This window comes from Ruminococcus sp. OM04-4AA (assembly GCF_003462585.1).
Classification (GTDB): Bacteria; Bacillota; Clostridia; order Lachnospirales; family Lachnospiraceae; genus Mediterraneibacter; species Mediterraneibacter faecis.
Window position 1 is genome coordinate 1 of sequence record NZ_QTZH01000166.1, and the last position, 771, is coordinate 771.

The following is a 771-nucleotide window of genomic DNA, read 5'->3' on the forward strand; positions in this document are numbered from 1 at the left end:
AAATTAACTTACAATTTATAAGGAGGTTTGAAACATATGGCTGTTGCAACACCCATTCCTAGATATGATAAAACACAATTGCTTTTAATTGATGGAAAAGAAATTCGTCTAATAGATCACTTACAAGAATTGCGTATAGAAAAAGGCATTACTAAAAAGAAAATTTCCAATTTGATTAAACATAATGATTACTGGTATTCTCAGGTGGAACGAAACGGTAAAAATGGAGATGATAACCGACAGAGAACAATATATAAACCTGATCTGATTAATATTATTGCAATTGTCAAGTATGGTGCTCAAACCGCTTCTGATTTGAATGAATTCCATAATAAGAGCGAAATATATCTCAATAAAATTATAAAAGCTCTCCCATTAAAAGAATCTACTAAGAAATTAAAATGGTATGATATCCATAACAATCGAAGTCCAGAAGAACAGGAACGATTATTTTCTTCTCTTTTAGCTACTCACGAAAAATTATTACGCCAAGCCTTTGATGATTTAGAAAGGAATGGAGATAGAGATAACTATTTAAATTGTTTAAAAAATATTAATACTTCCTTACGTATAGATCCTATGTTTATACTGTTCCTTTCTGGTCTTCCATATGCAGATTTTTTGTATGAAACCAAACAAGAAGATTTAATGGAGATAGAGATAACTATTTTAAATTGTTTAAAAAATATTAATACTTCCTTACGTATAGATCCTATGTTTATACTGTTCCTTTCTGGTCTTCCATATGCAGATTTTTTGTATGAAACCAAC

The 771-nt window shown here is 29.4% G+C and carries 1 protein-coding gene; it reads left to right on the plus strand.

The genetic code is table 11. The features are described 5' to 3' along the window. Positions 1 to 36: 36 nt before the first annotated feature. The coding region (locus DXB52_RS15945) for a hypothetical protein (protein ID WP_147343406.1) at positions 37 to 771 on the plus strand (735 nt) is incomplete at its 3' end.